Annotated in this window: 19 protein-coding genes; 16 read left to right on the forward strand and 3 right to left on the reverse strand. The window is 49.2% G+C overall.

The window, feature by feature from the left end; all coding sequences use genetic code 11:
• The first annotated feature begins 336 nt into the window (after nucleotides 1-336).
• The 4 genes from J0A65_RS02150 to J0A65_RS02165 all read left to right on the forward strand — a co-directional run bounded on the left by J0A65_RS02150 (nucleotide 337) and on the right by J0A65_RS02165 (nucleotide 7,155).
• Nucleotides 337-3,075, forward strand: a complete 2,739-nt coding sequence (locus J0A65_RS02150; protein ID WP_206592460.1) for a TonB-dependent receptor — start codon at nucleotides 337-339, stop codon at nucleotides 3,073-3,075.
• Between the two features lie 239 nt (nucleotides 3,076-3,314).
• Nucleotides 3,315-4,799 (forward strand): Na+/H+ antiporter NhaC, encoded by a 1,485-nt coding sequence (nhaC, locus tag J0A65_RS02155; protein WP_206592461.1) that lies wholly within the window; start codon nucleotides 3,315-3,317, stop codon nucleotides 4,797-4,799.
• Nucleotides 4,780-6,519, forward strand: a complete 1,740-nt coding sequence (locus tag J0A65_RS02160; RefSeq protein ID WP_206592462.1) for a right-handed parallel beta-helix repeat-containing protein — start codon at nucleotides 4,780-4,782, stop codon at nucleotides 6,517-6,519. The genes nhaC and J0A65_RS02160 overlap by 20 nt, the downstream gene beginning before the upstream one ends.
• A 102-nt stretch (nucleotides 6,520-6,621) precedes the next feature.
• On the forward strand, nucleotides 6,622-7,155 hold the full coding sequence (locus tag J0A65_RS02165) for a YaeQ family protein (RefSeq protein WP_206592535.1): 534 nt from the start codon (nucleotides 6,622-6,624) through the stop codon (nucleotides 7,153-7,155).
• A gap of 53 nt (nucleotides 7,156-7,208) precedes the next feature.
• Here J0A65_RS02165 and J0A65_RS02170 read toward each other — a convergent pair whose 3' ends face one another.
• On the reverse strand, nucleotides 7,209-7,415 hold the full coding sequence (locus J0A65_RS02170) for a helix-turn-helix domain-containing protein (RefSeq protein WP_206592463.1): 207 nt from the start codon (nucleotides 7,413-7,415) through the stop codon (nucleotides 7,209-7,211).
• 194 nt (nucleotides 7,416-7,609) lie between these two features.
• On the opposite strand from J0A65_RS02170, the gene J0A65_RS02175 reads away from it, so the two are divergent.
• The 12 genes from J0A65_RS02175 (at nucleotide 7,610) to J0A65_RS02230 (ending at nucleotide 15,132) form a co-directional block, all read left to right on the forward strand.
• Nucleotides 7,610-7,807: a hypothetical protein gene (locus J0A65_RS02175; RefSeq protein WP_206592464.1), complete on the forward strand. Its 198-nt coding sequence runs from the start codon at nucleotides 7,610-7,612 to the stop codon at nucleotides 7,805-7,807.
• Between the two features lie 247 nt (nucleotides 7,808-8,054).
• Nucleotides 8,055-8,384 (forward strand): metalloregulator ArsR/SmtB family transcription factor, encoded by a 330-nt coding sequence (locus J0A65_RS02180; protein WP_206592465.1) that lies wholly within the window; start codon nucleotides 8,055-8,057, stop codon nucleotides 8,382-8,384.
• A 1-nt stretch (nucleotide 8,385) separates the two neighbouring features.
• Entirely contained in the window at nucleotides 8,386-8,853 is a 468-nt protein-coding gene (locus J0A65_RS02185; RefSeq protein WP_206592466.1) for an arsenate reductase ArsC, read from the forward strand.
• Entirely contained in the window at nucleotides 8,850-9,569 is a 720-nt protein-coding gene (gene arsH, locus J0A65_RS02190) for an arsenical resistance protein ArsH (protein WP_206592467.1), read from the forward strand. The genes J0A65_RS02185 and arsH overlap by 4 nt, the downstream gene beginning before the upstream one ends.
• A 131-nt stretch (nucleotides 9,570-9,700) precedes the next feature.
• Complete coding sequence (arsB, locus tag J0A65_RS02195; RefSeq protein WP_206592468.1) at nucleotides 9,701-10,717, forward strand: ACR3 family arsenite efflux transporter; 1,017 nt, start codon at nucleotides 9,701-9,703, stop codon at nucleotides 10,715-10,717.
• A gap of 4 nt (nucleotides 10,718-10,721) precedes the next feature.
• Nucleotides 10,722-11,228, forward strand: a complete 507-nt coding sequence (locus tag J0A65_RS02200; RefSeq protein WP_206592469.1) for an arsinothricin resistance N-acetyltransferase ArsN1 family A — start codon at nucleotides 10,722-10,724, stop codon at nucleotides 11,226-11,228.
• Nucleotides 11,229-11,943: 715 nt separating this feature from the next.
• Nucleotides 11,944-12,801 carry a hypothetical protein gene (locus tag J0A65_RS02205; RefSeq protein ID WP_206592470.1) on the forward strand — a complete coding sequence of 286 codons (858 nt, stop codon included), beginning with the start codon at nucleotides 11,944-11,946 and terminating at the stop codon, nucleotides 12,799-12,801.
• Between the two features lie 71 nt (nucleotides 12,802-12,872).
• The gene (locus J0A65_RS02210) at nucleotides 12,873-13,175 is read left to right on the forward strand and encodes a helix-turn-helix domain-containing protein (RefSeq protein ID WP_206592471.1); all 303 of its coding nucleotides are present in this window, start codon (nucleotides 12,873-12,875) and stop codon (nucleotides 13,173-13,175) included.
• A 45-nt stretch (nucleotides 13,176-13,220) separates the two neighbouring features.
• A complete protein-coding gene (locus J0A65_RS02215) occupies nucleotides 13,221-13,544 on the forward strand; it encodes a hypothetical protein (protein ID WP_206592472.1) in 324 nt (107 codons plus the stop codon).
• 312 nt (nucleotides 13,545-13,856) lie between these two features.
• Nucleotides 13,857-14,165, forward strand: a complete 309-nt coding sequence (locus tag J0A65_RS02220; RefSeq protein ID WP_206592473.1) for a hypothetical protein — start codon at nucleotides 13,857-13,859, stop codon at nucleotides 14,163-14,165.
• 456 nt (nucleotides 14,166-14,621) lie between these two features.
• Entirely contained in the window at nucleotides 14,622-14,876 is a 255-nt protein-coding gene (locus J0A65_RS02225; protein ID WP_206592474.1) for a type II toxin-antitoxin system Phd/YefM family antitoxin, read from the forward strand.
• On the forward strand, nucleotides 14,869-15,132 hold the full coding sequence (locus tag J0A65_RS02230) for a Txe/YoeB family addiction module toxin (RefSeq protein WP_206592475.1): 264 nt from the start codon (nucleotides 14,869-14,871) through the stop codon (nucleotides 15,130-15,132). The genes J0A65_RS02225 and J0A65_RS02230 overlap by 8 nt, the downstream gene beginning before the upstream one ends.
• Before the next feature lie 115 nt (nucleotides 15,133-15,247).
• On the opposite strand, the gene J0A65_RS02235 is transcribed toward J0A65_RS02230, so the two are convergent.
• The gene (locus tag J0A65_RS02235; protein WP_206592476.1) at nucleotides 15,248-15,682 is read right to left on the reverse strand and encodes an IlvD/Edd family dehydratase; all 435 of its coding nucleotides are present in this window, start codon (nucleotides 15,680-15,682) and stop codon (nucleotides 15,248-15,250) included.
• Between the two features lie 44 nt (nucleotides 15,683-15,726).
• Nucleotides 15,727-16,434, reverse strand: coding sequence for an REP-associated tyrosine transposase (locus tag J0A65_RS02240; RefSeq protein WP_206592477.1), 708 nt, complete (start codon nucleotides 16,432-16,434; stop codon nucleotides 15,727-15,729).
• Between the last annotated feature and the right edge of the window lie 195 nt (nucleotides 16,435-16,629).

A 16,629-nucleotide genomic window follows, 5' to 3' on the forward strand; every position in this document is an offset into this window, starting at 1 on the left:
CTGCCACCCCACTTCTAGCTATCGAGAGAGGAAGGGTAGCTGGACTTATTCTTGATATTTCTTTTTATACTATAAATAATGCAATATGAAAATTCATCCTGTTTGTCGATGGCTTGTATCGCCTTTGTGCATGGGCTTTCACGGCAAAGGGTGTCTCGCTCAAATGAATTTGCATGAAATTTCTTCTGTTAATTGTTTGTAAAATGAAATTGAGTTATTTATATTATAAATAGTTTTAATGTGATGGTATTGTTACTGACGTAGCATCGATGTCCTTCTTCCACATGAAACTGAACAACAACAAACTTGGACTCATTTAAAGCACGAGGTATAAGCATGCTAGCTGGAAAACCTAAACTCGCGTACTTGCCCATGTTGGTGGCCTGTAATCTGGGCCTGGCATTACCTGCCATGGCGCAAGACCAGGCCCTGCAAGGTGAGGATGCACAGGTTGAAGTCATTAATGTCAAAGGGATTAAGGGAAGTCTGATTCGTTCCATGGACATTAAGCGCGAAAGCGCCAACGTGGTAGACGCGATTTCAGCCGAGGACATTGGTAAGTTTCCCGACCAGAACGTTGCCGAATCATTGCAGCGTATTACCGGCGTATCTATTGACCGCGAAGGCGGCGAGGGCCAACTGGTTACCGTTCGTGGTATGGGGCCTGAATTTAACGCCGTACTCTTGAACGGCCGTGTGCTGGCGACTGTGGGCGACCCTTCTTCCATGAGCTGGGAAGGTACGCCAGGTGGCCGTGCCTTCAGTTTTGATATTCTGCCCACCGAGCTTATCAACGGCGCCGAAGTATACAAAACCCAATCAGGCGAACTGCAGGAAGGGGCTATCGGCGCAACTATTAATATCACCACCATGCGTCCCTTTGACAACAAAGGTTTTCAGGCCGTTGCCAGTGCTAAGGCCCTGTACGATGACATGACTGGTAAAACCAAGCCGCAGCTGTCTGGCGTCATTAGCAATACCTTTAACGACGACAAATTTGGTGTGCTGGTGTCATTAGCCAGCTATCAGCGCGAGAGCCGTTATGAAGAAGCCAACACCGCTTACTACTTCAAAGTAACCGACGATCTGGACGGCCAGAACTACGGCGAAATCTACTTCCCGCGTAACTATGATCAGATAGTACAAAGCGAAGACAGAGAGCGTTTAAGCGGTACCTTCGTGGCCCAGTATGCGCCTACCGATGATCTGACCATGACGTTGGATTACATGCACTCTACCTATGATGTGAAGGGCAGACAGGATATCTATCCTTCCTGGTTTACCCCTGGCAACGTGCGTAATCCGGTGCTGGACGAAAACAATACTTTGATTTATGCCGATTTCGTTGACGTGTACGTCGAGTCTATGGCTCGTCAGTCTGATGCCTCCAGTAGCCTGGATGCCTACGGCTTTAATGCTGAATGGCAAGCCACAGACAACTGGCGTATGGAGCTGGATATCAGTGCCTCCAAGGCCGAATCCGATCCGGGTAAAGGTTGGTCTGATGTGGTAGTAGGGCGCCCAGGCACCTTCTCTTATGACCGCCAGCAGGGCCAGCAAGTACCCACCATGACCTTCGATCAGCTACAAGCCGGCGATACCCTGACCGCTGGCTGGACCTCGCTGCAAGGCACCAAGCTGGAAGACGAAGTTTTCGGTACTAAGCTGGATAACCGTTTGTATCTGGAAGCCGGTCCGCTGGTGGAAGTGCGTTTCGGTGCCCATTATTCAGACCGCACTTTGAATAAGGTCTATGGTGAAACCGAAGGCCCACTGTCCTGGATCTATGCAGACAATAGTGTGCGTATCCCGCTGCCTGACTCGTTGTTCAACTTGTTTGATGCCGACGGCTTCCTGTCTGGTGCCTCAGGTACCCCGGTAAACCAGTGGCCTACCTTTAACACCGACGAGATCATGGCCTATCTGAGCCGCGACGAAGTGATTGCGCTGCTCGATGATCCCGAAGCGGCTAAAGCGGTATTCAGCCGCAACGGTTTTGGCATAGTGCCAGACCAGTCCGCTTATGAAGTCAATGAAGAAGTGCTGGCGCTGTATGCCGACTTCAAACTGGAAGGCGAAGTAGGCGATATGCCCTGGAGCCTGGTGGCCGGTATGCGTTATGTGGATACCCAAAGCACCTCCAGCGGCAAACAGATTGCCCTGCTAGATCTGTTACCTTCACAGAATGAGCCTAACAAGGTCTTTGCTGTGTACTCCGACGACTATGTTCCAGTGGAGATCACCAACAGCTATCAGGACTGGCTACCCAGCCTGAATGCCAATATCAACTTTACCGACACTCTGGTAGGCCGCGGTGCGATTTCACGCTCCATGACTCGCCCTGAACTGAACGAGATGAGCCCGCTGACCAGCTATGGTGACGGTCAAATCGATGGTTTAAGTGGCTCCGGTAGCAACCCGCTGCTGGCGCCTTACACCTCAGAAAACGTCGATTTGTCGCTGGAATGGTATTACGAGGAAGGAAGCTATGCTGCGCTGGCTTACTTCAGTAAGGACATTGACGGTTATCTGGGCACCAGCGTGTTGCCAGAGACCCTGAATCTGCCAAGTGGTAGCTACAAGTACGAGATTTCTCGTCCAGTGAATGAAAACAGCACTAAGGTGGATGGTTACGAGTTTGCTGTACAGCATATGTTTACCACCCTACCTGAGCCGTTTGATGGATTGGGTGTGATCTTCAACCTGACCAAAGTGGACAGCAAGTCTACCGAAGACAGTCTGCCGCTGATTGGTTTGGGTGACTCGCAAAACCTGATCCTGTTCTACGAGAAAGACGGCTTCCAGTTGCGTCTGGCCTACAACAACCGTTCACGTTTCCTGCAAACCAAGCCTGTTACTTCGGGTAGCAGACAGCGTGATGGTCACTATGTGGATGACTTCGCGCAGCTGGATATCAGCGGCAGCTATGACATCAACGAGAATTTCACTGTTTTCTTTGAAGGGATTAACCTGACCAATGAACTGACCGTGAAGAGCGCCGAGTACGCAAATCAAACCTTGCAGGTGATTGAAACCGGCCCTCGTTATGCACTGGGTGTTCGCGCCAAGTTCTAAGTTTCCTGTGCCTGTCTGGAGGTGTACGCACCTCCTTTACTGTCAATCCCGGGCTATGCCCGGGATTTTTTTATCTGCTTACCATTGTGAAAAACCCTGACGTTGTGCCGGAGCTGATGCCTTTGCGTGCTGTGCAGAATTTCACCATTCAATACTAATAATGTTATTTATATTATAAATGTTGTCATTGTTAATGGCTTGTAATATAAATGGAGGTTGACTCAACGGAGATGTCGCTTATGTCCCAACCTCGTCAGCCCAGTTTGCTGCAAGCCCTTATTCCTATTGCCGCGCTTTTGCTTCTGCTGTTTCTGGCGGTGTATTACTTTGGTGATGACTCCTCCTCTGGCCCCAATCAGATAGCCCTGTTGTTGTGTGCTGGGGTGGCTACCGTGATTGGCCGCTATAACGGTTATCGTCGTGAGCAGATTGAACAGGCCATAGTGAAGGGCATCAGCCTGACGCTGGGGGCGATTCTGATCCTGCTGGCGGTGGGTTCACTCATTGGCAGTTGGCTGCTATCCGGCACCGTGCCGACCATGATTTACTATGGCCTGAAGCTATTAAACCCAGACTATTTCTATCTGAGCAGCTGTATTATTTGTGCCATTGTGGCGCTGAGCATCGGCAGCAGCTGGACAGTGGCAGCCACCATAGGTGTCGCACTAATGGGGGTCGCCAGTGGCTTGGGTCTGTCGGAAGTGATTTGCGCCGGTGCCATTGTCAGCGGTGCCTATTTTGGTGACAAGTTGTCGCCCTTGTCTGACACCACCAACCTCGCTCCCGCAGTGGCAGGCACCGACCTGTTCACTCATATCCGTTTTATGCTGTACAGCACTCTGCCAAGTTTTGCCCTGACCCTGGTGTTATTTCTGATCCTGGGCCTGCAGGAAGGGCGCGGTGCGCAGCCGGTGGAACTGGACGCCTTGCTGGGCAGTTTGTCTATGCAGTTTCATATAGCCTGGTATTTATTGCTGCCGCTGGGGATTACCTTGTTTCTGGCCTTTCGCAAGTTGCCCGCTTTTCCCGCCATTGGCATCGGCGCCTTGTTTGGCGCTCTGATGGCGGTGCTATTTCAGCAAGACTTTATCCAGGCCCAGGCCGATCCCAGTCTGGGCGAAGTTGGCGGCACTATCACTGTGGTGTGGAAGGCGATGTATGCCGGGGTAAATCTGGAAACCCCTGACCCGCTGCTAAAAGATCTGCTCAGTGGCGGCGGTATGGGCTCGATGCTAAATACCATCTGGCTGATTATCTCGGCTATGACCTTCGGCTCGGTGATGGAAGCCACGGGGCTATTGCAGCGTGTGGTGCAGTCCTTGCTCAAAATGGCCAAGTCAGTGGCCGGCCTGATTATCACCACCATCAGCACCGCCTTTGGTACTAACCTGATTGCCGCCGACCAGTATATTGCCATTGTGATGCCAGGGCGGATGTTTAAACCCGAATACGAAAAACGCAATCTGGCGCCGGAGAATCTATCCCGCGCGGTGGAAGACGGCGGCACATGCACCTCGGCGCTGATCCCCTGGAATACTTGTGGTGCCTATATGCAGTCAGTGCTGCTGGTGAACCCTTTTGATTATGCCCTGTATGCTTTCTTTAACTGGCTGACGCCACTGACGGGGATTTTATTGGCCTTGCTGGGCGTGAAGCGCCTGCAACAACCCAACACCCAGCTCAATGGGGGAGAGGAGGCAGAACATGCAGTTCAAACTCGTTAGACTTTTTCTATTACTTTGCCTGATCGCTGGCGGCCTTCATACTTCGGTTAAGGCGCAGGATATCAATGTGCAGGATTTTGGAGCCGTGCCTGGCAAACCGGATGTCAGCCAGGCAGTGCAAGCTGCCATAACACAACTGCATCGCCAGGGCGGTGGCACCTTGCGTTTCCCTGCTGGTGAATATCATTTCAGGCTGCCCGGCGCACAGGCTGATTTCGCACGTTTAATGAGTGGGGAACTGCACTACGACACTAAATGGGGGAAGCCGGGCATTGCCTATCATAAAGCCATGTCTTTTGTTGGACTCAGTGGGGTGGAGATCATCGGCGAAGACGCCAGATTGGTGTTTCACGGTTTAGTCCAGCCAATGGAGTTTGTCGATTCTCAGCAGGTTCGTGTGCAGGGGCTAAGTATCGACTGGCAAAGGCCGGCGTTCTCGGTAGGCACTGTGGTGGCCAGTCGCGCCGATGGTTTTGATCTGCAGGTGGACAACGACTTTCCGCTGCAAGGGGGCGAACCTGTCTGGGCGCTGATGGATTTTGATGTGCAGCGCAATCGCCTGGGGCTGGTGGATGACTGGCGGTTGTCTGCTCCACTGCAGCTTTTGGCACCGCAACTGGTCAGAGTCAGTGGCAGTAAGGCTGTGCCTGTGGGGAATCTGGTGATTCTGCGCCATGTAGGCAACTATCGTCCTGCCATTCATTTGCTGCGCACTAGCCAGGTAAGGTTTGAAGACGTGCAAATTCTGGCCGCGCCGGGTATGGGGATTATCGGTCATCAGTGTGCTGACATTGTGATGCAAAACTTGCAGGTAAAGCCTAAAGTCGGCCGCTTGATGTCCACCAATACCGATGCCACGCATTTTATTAGTTGCACGGGCGAAATCCGTATTCAGGACAGCTACTTTGAGGGCATGGGTGATGATGCCACTAATGTGCATGGCTTTTATCTGTCCATACAGAAAAGCGTATCCACTCATAGCGTCAGGGCCTATTTGTCGGTGAACACCCAGGATCTGTTACCCGACTGGCCGCAGCCCGGTGATGAGATGGAGTGGGTCAGAGGCGACACCCTAAAACCCTATGCCAGAAATATCCTCAATGGCATTGAGCTGAATAACGACGGTAGTGCCGATTTGCATTTTGCCCAGCCAATTGACAGCGCTGTGCTGCCCACGGATCTGTTGGCCAATGCCAGCAAAGTGGCGCGGTTAGTGTTTAAGAATAATCAGGTAAAGCGCATTCGAGCCCGGGGAATTCTGTTCCAATCCCGCGGCGCGCTGATTGAGAACAATGAATTTGTTGATAATACCGGTACCGGCATTCTAATTGATACGGCCACCGGCTGGATGGAGTCTATTGGTACCCAGGATGTAGTGATCCGCAACAATACCCTGGTTGGCAATGGCTACGGTGATGGCACCTACAAGGAAGCTTCGGGCATAGCCGTGCTCACCGAGTCCAGTGCCATGGCCTCAGGGGTACACAATGGCCTGCTGATTGAAAACAACCGCATCCAAGGGGTAGGCAAAACCGGGGTTTATATCTGTTGCAGCCGTGATGTGATTTTAAAAGGCAACCAGATAGCCGGTAATGCGGTTTCACTGCGGTTGGAATACAGCGATAAGGTACAACTAAATGGCCATTTTCCAGGCTGGATAAAAGGTCGCGGCAACCAGCATATTCAGCTGTCTGAGCCTGTCAGCGCCACGCAACACTGACGTTGCTGAAGGCTCAAGTCGCTAGTGTCTTGCCCTTGCAATCTGCTAGGCTAGGGCAAATCGCCTTATTCTGAGGCGGTATTGCATAAACAAGGCATTCCTTTGGCGCTTAAGCCCACCATTTTTAAGTTTATTATTTCCTTGTCAGATCTGGATCGGGATTACTACGACACCCTGCATCTGACTGTGGCGCAGCATCCGTCAGAATCTACCGAGCGTATGATGGCGCGGGTGATGGCCTATTGTTTAAATGCCCGGGAAGGTCTGGTGTTTACCACCGGACTGAGTACCCCCAATGAGCCGGATATCTGGCAGCGCAGCCTGGATGACCAATTGCTGACCTGGATAGATGTAGGTGAACCTGCCTTCGAGCGCATCAAAAAGGCGTCACGCCAGGCTGGCGAAGTCAAAATCTACAGTTTTAATCAAAAATCTGAGGTGTGGTGGCAGCAGGAGCAGGCGCAGTTCAGGCGCTTGCCCATCAGCGTAATGCGTTTCCCCTGGCCGGCCATTCAGTCTCTGGCCAAACTGGTTGAGCGCTCTATGGTGTGCTCGGTCAGTATCAGCGACGGCACTTTGTATATAGCAGCTAAGTTAGGCGAGGCCGAGGTCCCGTGTTTGGTTTTACAGCCTTAGTCTTTGCCGTGTGGCAAGGCTAAAAGTTGCCGTCTGATTGTCATCAGATAAAGCTATTCGATATCCAACAGGTCTCCCGGCTTGCAATCAAGGGCCTCGCAAATTGCCAGTAGCGTGGTAAAACGAATGGCTTTGGCTCTACCGCACTTTAGCTTGGATAGGTTAGCCAGGGTAATATCTACCCGCTGAGCTAGCTCAGACAGGCTCATTTTTCGTTGCACTAAGAGTAAATCCAGATTGATCCTGAGCTGCCTTGTCATCAGGCTGTTTTCTCCCGCTTACATAGGTGACTGCAAGCTTGCCCTAACTTGATTAATTTATCAATAAGCGACAATAATTTATCGATATTCGATAAATTATTGTTGATCTCAGCCTCAGCTCAGGCTAATTTGTGTAAAACCCGACCTTTTGTTGAGCGGTTTTTCGGTTGGTTCCTAACCCTAAGGAGAGCGCTGTGTTTGTTTTACTATTGCCATTACTGTTTATTGTTTTTGTTGTTACTGTGACCCTATGCAGCTACAAGTTAGGCATCACAAAAACGGAGAATCCTAAACTGGCTGCCTTGCTTGGATTTTTGGCTTCATTTGCACCGCCATTGGCGTTGATTTATCTGGCCGTTTTGTTGTTTAAAGATGATGTTGCTGTCGTTTGAGCAGCAAACAAATGCGGGGTCATTTCCGCGGCGGTAAAGGCGCCCATTTTCTGCAATGCCAGATCAATCAGTTCCTGATATTGTTGAACGCCATACAGTTCTGAAAAGGCATCAAAGATGGTGGCCATAGCAGGATATTCATCGCCTGCGCTTACAAGGGCAAAACTAAAGGCAACTTAGTTAGCAAGAACTTCATTGACATGTGAAATTTCATATATATGATATTTCGCATGTGAAAGGAGGGCTTATGCTATCACCCCTGATTTTTTTCAAATGTCTGGCCGAGGATACCCGGCTTAAATCCCTGCTGCTAATCAGCCTGCATAAGGAGCTGTGCGTTTGCGATCTGCAATCGGCATTGCAGCTTAGTCAGCCTAAGGTATCGCGGCATCTGGCGGATCTGCGCAAATGCAATCTGCTTAGCGATGAGCGCCGCGGCAAATGGGTGTATTACCGTTTGCATCCCGAATTGCCAGCCTGGGCGCAAGAGGTTATTGCCACCGCCGCCCGCCATAACAGCGAATTTTTAGCCGACTGCCAGCAACAGCTGACGGCCTGTTCATCCTGTGAGTCATAACATGAAGATTCTGTATATTTGCACCCATAACCGCTGTCGCAGCATTCTATCTGAAGCCATAACTAATCATCTGGCAGATGGTCTGATTGAGGCCAGAAGTGCCGGCAGTCAGCCAGCCGGTCAGGTACACCCCCTGTCACTTAAATACCTGGCCGAGGCCGGTATTGCCACAGATGGGTTGCAAAGCCAGTCCTGGGATGAATTTGAGGATTTTGCCCCGGATTTGGTGATTACGGTGTGTGATTCGGCGGCTGGTGAAAGCTGCCCGCTGTGGTTTGGTAAAAGCTTGAAACTGCATTGGGGGCTGGAAGACCCGTCCAAACTCAGCGGCAGCGATGAACAAATTGCCGAGGCCTTCAGGCACTGCATCGACCTGATTAAAGCGCGGGTATTGGTGCTAAAAGACCTGGTTGGCCAAGATAAATCCACCTGGGCCAAGGCCCTGCAACAACTGGGAGCAAGTCAATGAGCCTACAGGATCTGTCCCTGCCTAATCTGGATGAAACACAGTTTCAGGTGCCGGATGCACAGCAATTACAAGCACCCTTGTCCAGCCATAAGCCGCGCTTTTTATTGCTGTACGGCTCGCTTAGAACCCGCGCTTTCAGCCGTTTGGTGATTGAAGAGTGCGCGCGCCTGCTGACCCGTATGGGCGGCGAGGTGCGAATTTTTGACCCCAGCGGTTTGCCGCTGCCGGATGATGCCGACGATAGCCATCCTAAAGTACAGGAGCTGCGCGAATTGGTGATCTGGTCAGAAGGGCAGGTTTGGTGCTCACCGGAGCGCCATGGTGCTATGACCGGCATTATGAAAGCACAGATTGACTGGATCCCATTGTCGATGGGGGCGGTAAGGCCCACGCAGGGTAAAACATTGGCGGTGATGCAGGTGGAGGGCGGTTCGCAGTCCTTTAACGTAGTCAATCAACTGCGGGTATTAGGGCGCTGGATGCGGATGCTGACTATTCCTAATCAGTCATCGGTGGCCAAAGCCTTTTTAGAGTTTGACGACAATAACCGCATGAAGCCTTCCAGCTACTACAACCGTATTGTGGATGTGATGGAAGAGCTGATGAAGTTTACTCTGCTGACCCGGGATAACAGTGCTTATATGGTGGACCGTTATTCCGAGCGGGTGGAAAGTGCCGAACAACTGATGCAGCGCGTTAATCAACGGCAGATTTAGAAGGCTTTCTCGCTGAGACGCAGATTGTATTTCAGACCTGTCTGGAGAAGGGCGTTATCTCTTCTTCCTCTGTGTTCTCTGTGTTCTCTGTGGCTCTGTGGTGATATATGAACTCAATAAGGTAGACCAAGATGGGATTATTTGAACGTTATCTGTCGTTGTGGGTGGCGCTGTGTATTGCCGCCGGGGTGTTGTTGGGTAATGTTGCACCTGGCTTGTTTGCCCAGGTGGCGGCACTGGAATATGCCCATGTCAATCTGGTGGTGGCGGTGCTGATTTGGCTGATGATCTACCCGATGATGATCCAGATTGATTTTGCCGCCATCAAAGATGTGGGTAAAAAGCCCAAGGGACTGGCGCTAACCTTAGTGGTGAACTGGCTGATTAAGCCGTTTACCATGGCACTGCTGGGCTGGCTGTTCTTTAAAGGTCTGTTTGCCGACTGGGTGGATCCGCAAACCGCCGGTGAATATATCGCCGGGATGATTCTGCTGGGTGTGGCACCCTGCACTGCCATGGTGTTTGTGTGGAGCCAGCTAACTAAGGGCGACCCCAACTACACACTAGTACAAGTGTCTATCAACGACATTATTATGATTTTCGCTTTTGCCCCAATCACGGCGTTTTTGCTTGGCATCAGCGATATTCAGGTGCCCTGGCAAACCCTGCTGCTGTCAGTAGTGTTGTATGTTGTACTGCCACTGATTGCCGGGGTGATCACCCGAAAAAAACTGGACAAAGCAACGGATCACAGCCGCCTAAATGGCTTTGTCGCCAAACTTAAGCCCTGGTCCATTATCAGCCTGCTGGCGACTGTAGTGCTGCTGTTTGGTTTTCAGGCCGAAACCATTTTGGACAAGCCGCTGGTGATTGGCATGATTGCCATACCCTTGCTGATCCAGACCTACGGCATCTTTGCCATTGCCTACTTCGCGGCCAAACAGATGAAGCTGCCGCACAATGTTGCCGCTCCGGCCTGTATGATTGGCACCTCCAACTTTTTTGAACTGGCGGTAGCCGTGGCCATTTCCTTGTTTGGTCTGCACTCCGGTGCGGCACTGGCCACTGTGGTAGGAGTGCTGGTCGAAGTGCCGGTGATGTTATCGCTGGTCTGGTTTGCCAACCGTACCCGCCATTGGTTTGGATAAGCTTATGTCAAAGGAAGTACAGATTCGTTACGCCGGGCGGGATGATATTCCGTCCATTTGCGCTATTTACAATCAGGGCATTGCCTCTGGCCTTGGCACCTTTGAAACTGAGCCCAGAACCAATCGTGATATCTCCAACTGGCTAAAGACTGATACCTTGTATCCGGTGTTGGTAGCCGAGCAGTATGGTCAGATACTGGGCTTTGCCCGCTTGTCTGAGTACCGGCCGCGGGATTGCTATAAAGGCATTGCCGAGTTCTCGATTTATCTGGCTGAAGAAGCTCAGGGGCAGGGGATTGGCAGTCAGTTGTTAACTGAGCTGTTGATAGCCGCTAACGCCTGGGGCTTTTACAAAGTGCTATCGCGCATTTTCACCTTTAATCAGGCCAGCCGCGCCTTATGTCGCAAACTCGGTTTTCGGGAAGTGGGGGTTTATCAGCGCCACGGCCAGCTAAATGGAGAATGGCTGGATGTGGTGATTGTTGAGTATTTGGTGCCAGAGGCTGATTAGGATTGGTTGCATGGAAGCTTCGGCTTCCATGCTCCTTGAAATGCGCCTGTTGTTTTAGTGAATTAAACGACTAACGTTTGCCATTTCTCTAGCTGCTCAGTTTTAAATAACTTCCCTGTTTTTTATGACGCGCCTTCCTTAGCGCGCCAGCCACTTATGGAAGGACCCAAAAGTGGCCCAAAGGTCCTTCGCTCAGAACGGCTTCTGATTCCGCCTCCACAGCAAGCTTGCTGATCGCACCGGCCGAAGGCAGCGTCCCTGACAAAGCTCTCGGCCTCTGGCGAAGAACGTCCTTTTCGCCAGTGCGGCAAGCTCACCGCTGCGCCGGGAAGTCGTATTCGCTACTTTAGGCGGCAGAGCCGCCTTAATTGCCCTTTTAAACGCCATGCCCATATGGATTTTTAAGCGGGACCAAAGCGGCTTGGGCCGCTTAAGGGCATCATATGTCGATTTAGAATGAGGTTAATCTACCAATAAACAGCCTGCTTTTATTAATCGCTGATGCAAGGAATGCAGAGACGATACCTTATAACAGCAATGGTACGGAATAGTTCCGCCTTTCCCCGTCACTATTTTGGAGCAGACTAAAAAGCGCTTGCTAGGCAAAGGGTTAGAAGCATGCTACAAAATGGCTATGTAAAAGTACGGAAGAGTTCCGTGTTTAAACACGGAACTCTTCCGGCTAATAATATTGTTAAATTGAAAAGGAGAATCCGTGAGTAATTCAAATGATAAAGACACCTCCACTCAGAAGTGGTGGCGAGGTGGCTTTCTTACCTTAGGCAATATACGTGATGTAATCCTCGTTTCACTGCTTGTTGTTATTACATGGAAGTTAGTAAATTCAGAAATCAAGATAAGCCTTGAGTCTTTCAGTTTTACTGATTTGCTTTCTGTTCTTTTGGCGTTTTTTGCTATCGCTCTTTCAGCTGCGTTCTTCTTTAAAGCTACTGAGACATCCAATCGATTCTATGATAACTCCTACAAATTCACCAAAGAGATGTCAGAAATTCTTGGGCGAATAGAATCAGGGTTCGGAGAAAAACTAAAGCATATTGATGAAGGATATACAGGACTTCGTGAAAAATTTGACAAAATGCCGTTTGACGTAAAGCAGGCCAAGGAAGAAGAGAAAAAGGAAGAAAAGCATATTAAAGAGCAGGAAAAAGAAAGAAATCAAATAATTCTAGACTTGATGGAAAAAGCAAAAGTTGCGGATGGAGAAAAAGAGGCGTTGCTTAAAAGACTAGAAAAAAGTAGTAAAGAGCTAGATAAGTCAAAAAATGAACTTGGGCGGTTACAGAGAAATATAACCCGAATGGAAGGAAATATTGATGATGTTAGTGAAGGCTTTATTAGATATTTGGCTAGCCGTATCGAAGGCATTATCCCTCCAAAATACCTTGAGGCTCCGACAAGAGTGCTAAATAGCAGTTTTAAAAGAATGAAGTCTGAAAATCTATTCGATGAGCATGATTTGCACTACATGGAAGATCACAATCTGACAAATGATGGAGAGCTAACCGCAAAAGGGGCGCGCGTGTTCAAAAGGGCTATAGAAAAATCAATTTAACAAGTCAAAGCACACGGATGAACTTGATAAGCTTGTTAAAGATGGTGAGTTATTAATAGTAGGTGATGATCATGAGTGACATTTTAAAATCAGTCCATAAACCTGCTAAAGGTTTGCAGAAATCAGAGGTCATTGATAAAACTACGATGCGTAAGTTTGACGCACTGTGTTTGACGAGTGTTCATGAATTTACACCAGCACAAGTGAGAAACCTGAGATTAAAATACAACCTATCTCAGCCGGTTTTTGCTCAGTATTTTAATGTTAGTGATAAGTTAGTTAAGAAGTGGGAGCAGGGTGATAGCTCTCCAAGAGGTGCAGCCTTAAAAATGTTATCTATCGCAGAAAAGAAAGGACTTGATGTCATCGCGTAAGAGGTGCGAGGAGGCGCTTACCGTCAGTCGTATAGAGGTGGGGCAATGATTAAATCTATAGCACTGTTTTTTAGTTTTTCTTTACTGACAGCCTGCACGGATAAGCCTATGTTCTATACCGATGTCGAGATACTTTCTATTCAGCAAGTTACGCCCAATGAAACAGAAATCATCTTCCGGACTCAGATGGAATCACTTTACCATTGCCCTGGTGTATTGGTTGAGAATCTGACACCAGAGTTTGTGCGTTGCTCCATTAACGATGAATGCAAGGTGGACTTTCAGGCAGAACTTCAGGCTGATGGCACATCGAAGGTATTAATACCTGGCATTGCCGAGCAGATAAAAGCGCGAATAAATCCAGACTGAGATGACTGGATAAAAAGGGTTGATAAAGGATAAAAAAAGGTCAGAACGAATTGATCCAATTAGACAACCCTTGCGGAAGCTCGGGTGCTGTTACCCTAGGCCGCTTAGCATCTCTTTTCCAATGAAAAAGCAAACCCATTCGCTCGGGCCCCGCGCCGATAGAGCATTTGAATCGGCAGGTAGCTCAATATTTCAAAAAATGAGAGAGGTATTTATTCCTGTGAATAGGTAATTCTTGTGTGAGCTGGTACCGTTCATCTTTACAATTTTCAATTCTGAGAATTGCCAATAATCCATTTGTGAGGTTTAGAAATGGGCTCAAACAAAAAGAAGCAATCATCTGCAGGCGACGCGCCTGATTATAACGACATTCCTACAGTGTTAACGGTGATGGCATTTAGCCTTGCGCTAATGCTGGCATTAATCTGGCTGGGTCCAGGGAACAACCGCTGGTGGGGTTCATGGTTTCAACCCTTCGCTGCATTGGCGCTGACCATGATAGGTTTGCTGGATGTTATAAAAGCAAAAACGGTTGAAGGCAAAATCAAGCCACTTATAGTTACTCTCATTTCGTTGGGTCTATGTTTGGCAGCATTTTACGGAACCATACGACATGGCTAATAAGGCGAGCTTAGATGACGAGAATCAATAGGGTCAGAACGAATTGATCTAACTTCTTGCTACGGGAACAAGAGATTACTAATAACCCGCATATTTGCAAATGTCTCACCTTGCTTTACTAGATACCTGTTGACGAAGTTGGGGGGCAATATAGATACACGAAGGGGTTAATAGCTGCTACTACAGTTTAAGGTATTGATTTTGTGTGCATTACCTTCATTCATCGTGGGGGGTATCTAACAGCATTTTTGATCACGAAGATCGGATGCGGCTCGACGAAGGTATCCTTCATCACACCGAGTTCTGGTAAGCAGAGCAACATCAGCCAGGATTAATGGGTAACCCCTTGAGAGCCGCTTAATATCGCGGTAGCGGTTAAAGGTGATATGTTCATCTTATTGTACATGTTAGAGGTTGGGGCTATACTTGTGCAGTAAATTGTACATGTGGGGAACTATGAGAATTGTGTCTTTTACCGAAGCAAGAAATAGCCTGAAAGCGTTATTAGATTCGGTGGTTAATGACGCCGATACTGCTGTGATTACTCGCCGTGATTCGGAAGATGCTGTTGTTATGTCCCTAGACTACTACAACAGTCTGATGGAAACGGTGCACTTACTGCGTTCACCGGCAAATGCTGAACACTTGAATCGCTCAATTGAACAATTCAAAGCAGGTAAGGTAGTCCGCAGAGACTTGATTGATGAGTAGTCGTTTACTGTCATGGACTGACGAATCCTGGCGCGATTATCTGTATTGGCAAACCCAGGATAAAAAGACGCTTAAAAGAATAAACAAGCTTATAAACGACGTTAGGCGCTCACCCTTTGAAGGTATTGGTAAGCCAGAGCCGTTAAAGGAAAACTTAGCTGGCTTTTGGTCGCGACGTATAGATGATACGAATCGACTGGTTTACGTTATTGATGATCATGCAATTACGATCATTTCGTGTCGTTATCACTACTAATTGCCCATCATGATTAGGATGAGGATTTCCTGGTTTCCTTGCTATCTAAAAGGGGCTGGCTTGTACGAAAGCCATGCTGTTCACCGGCGGTGAACAGCACAATAGCTGACTTCGATTAATGTGAGTGGCGTGGCAACTTATCCCGCAGCTTGCTGTACTTGAGCATATCCACAAATACCGCGCCTTCATCGAGATTAGAGACTTTAGCCCGGTAGATTTCCTGCCACCAGGTTTGATTGGCCGGGTATTGGCTTTGCAGGTCGAGGGCGGCGCGACGTTCGGCCAGCTCTTCGTTGCTGATTTGCACATTAACCCGGCCCTGGTTTAAATCTACTAGCACCAGATCGCCGGTTTTCAGCAGGGCCAACCCGCCGCCATCGGCCGCTTCCGGTGAGGCATTCAGAATAGACGGAGAGCCTGATGTGCCGCTTTGGCGGCCATCACCCATAGTGGGCAGCGAGCTGATACCGCGGGCCAGTAAAGCCTTGGGCGGCTGCATATTGGCTACCTCTGCCGAGCCGGGGTAGCCCTTGGGCCCGGTATAGCGCATTACCAGCAGAATAAAAAGGGTGAATAAAAAGGGTCAGATCCAAATTAGTTCAGAGCGTTCTCTTTTCGCCACCCTATCCGTCTCCCGCGTTTACCCTCCCGCAACGGTTTACTCGTAAGTGCTTCAACTTCGCCTACAAATCGCTCATTACCCAAAACCAACCCTTTATTCGCCGCCTTACGAATATCTTCTAAGAGCTTTCCCTCCACCTGATGTTTGAACAACGCTCTGTAATGCTGTTGCCGCTCTTTGTCCGTTGTACCTAATCTCAGATATAAAGGGTGAGGGAGTAACAGTTTCGTTTGCTTCCCCAAACCATTGCTTTGGTAACTCGACCAACTGTAATCCGCTGGGTCTGTTACCATTCCGGCTCTGACTGGATTGAGTTCGATATAGCGGTAGACCTGCAAAAGATAGCTTTCTTCCTGCACCAAACAGGACCTGAATCGTCCTTCCCACAGCGTGCCTGAACGTTGATAACGGCGGTTGAAGTACTGAACATATCGCCGACCTACCGACTGCATCATAGTCGAAATAGCACCGGAACTTTTAGGCGTGCACAGCAGATGCACATGATTGGTCATCAATACCCAGGCATGCACTGCCACGTCAAACTGCTGTGCATAGTCTGCTAGCCAGGTTACATAGGCTTGCATATCTTCATTGCTGGCAAAAATGATCTGACGATTGTTGCCTCGCTGGATAATATGCTCGGGTACACCTGGCAAGGATACCCTCGGCTTTCTTGGCATTAGCCTCTACCTTACATACTCGTTTTATCCAGTGTAGCCTTTAATGTGGATCTGACCCCTTTTATCTTTCATTGCTGGCAAAAATGATCTGACGATTGTTGCCTCGCTGGATAATATGCTCGGGTACACCTGGCAAGGATACCCTCGGCTTTCTTGGCATTAGCCTCTACCTTACATACTCGTTTTATCCAGTGT

The organism is Bowmanella yangjiangensis, from assembly GCF_017255015.1.
Taxonomy (GTDB): Bacteria; Pseudomonadota; Gammaproteobacteria; order Enterobacterales; family Alteromonadaceae; genus Bowmanella; species Bowmanella yangjiangensis.